2 protein-coding genes are annotated in these 1454 nt (G+C 42.6%); both read right to left on the reverse strand.

All coding sequences use genetic code 11. The features are described from left to right. The coding region (locus PVW46_RS13285; RefSeq protein WP_274576152.1) for a NusA N-terminal domain-containing protein at nucleotides 1-634 on the reverse strand (634 nt) is incomplete at its 3' end. Between the two features lie 39 nt (nucleotides 635-673). After that, on the reverse strand, nucleotides 674-1198 hold the full coding sequence (gene rimP, locus PVW46_RS13290; protein ID WP_058868797.1) for a ribosome maturation factor RimP: 525 nt from the start codon (nucleotides 1196-1198) through the stop codon (nucleotides 674-676). Between the last annotated feature and the right edge of the window lie 256 nt (nucleotides 1199-1454).

Consider the following 1454-nt stretch of genomic DNA (forward strand, 5'->3'; position numbering starts at 1 on the left):
CGATGAGCATTTCAGGCTTGGCACGTGACAATTGTAGTTGTGCACCACGGCCTTCACGGTTCACATTAAACAAAATCGCATTTACACGTTGCTTCGGACGCAAAATTTCTTTTGCAATCATTTCTTCACGTGCAAGATACGCTTCAGCATTGTCACCTAAGTCAATGATAAAGCCATCTTTAGTTTGCTTTTTCACTTCACCGTAGATCAACTCACCCACTTTAGACTCGTAGGCATCTGCAATCAGCGCACGTTCAGCTTCGCGAATCTTTTGAACAATCACTTGTTTTGCAATTTGCGCCGCAATACGACCGAAGTCAATTGAAGGCACTTCAAGCTCACGAATATCACCAATCGACCATTGTGCAGGATCAACATCAGAAATCGCATCTTGACATGCTGGCATTTCATGATCTTCATCCGCAACCACTTCCCATTGACGGAAAGTGCTGTATTCGCCCGTTTTACGATCAATCTCTACACGAAGCTGAGCTTCTTCAGAGTTTGTTCCTTCGTAAAATTTCTTTTTAGTCGCTGCAACAAGCGCTTGTTCTAAGGCTTCGAAAATCGCTTCACGAGGTACACCTTTTTCATTACTAACCGTTTCAACTACGGTAAGAATTTCACGTGCCATAAGCCACCTATTCGTTCAGATTCTTATTTATTAAATGAATTAATCTTGATAGACCAAATTGGCTTTATCAATATTATTACTATCGATTTCAAGCACCTGTTGCTTTTCCACTTCGACTTGAATCATTTCAGCTTCAACATCTACAGCAACCAATTTAGCTTGGAATTTACGACGGTTATCGACCGCACTGATCAAACGGAAAGCGATCTGTTGACCAATATATGCAGGGAATTGTTCAAGTTGGAAAAATGGACGATCCCAACCCGGAGATGACACTTCAAGTGCATATTCACCTGAAATTGGATCATGGACATCCATCATTGCGCCAACTTGCTGAGTCACGCGTACACAGTCTTGTACGCCGATGCCACGGCCCTGCTCTTCTTCACCATCTTCATTGATGATGGGCTCTGCATTTTCGTCGACCGCTTTGTCGATATAAATGCGTAATAAAGAACGTTTTCCTTGAGGAAGAAATTCAATCCCCCAAAGATCAACACCACAGGCTTGCACTGCAGGAGCAATTAAGTCTTGGAGTGCTTGAGTTTTATTTGATAGCTTCATTTACTCTCGTCATTTTTGTGCGATTCAATGGCCGAAACAGACCACTACAAGCCAATACAAACTATAGTAGTAGTGGAACATGACACTTTGATTTTCACCGTATCCGGCTCACACCGACACTACACGATAGCCAATAAAAAAGGGCGTAATCGCCCCAATTATTGCACAGAAAATTAATATCCACTGTGCAAAAAGGCCCACCTTGTTGTGAGCCTCTTTTTAGAAACTTGGTAGCGGGAGCTGGATTTGAACCAAC

Origin of the sequence: Mameliella sp. AT18 (assembly GCF_028807275.1) — a bacterium.
Lineage (GTDB): Bacteria > Pseudomonadota > Alphaproteobacteria > Rhodobacterales > Rhodobacteraceae > Antarctobacter > Antarctobacter albus.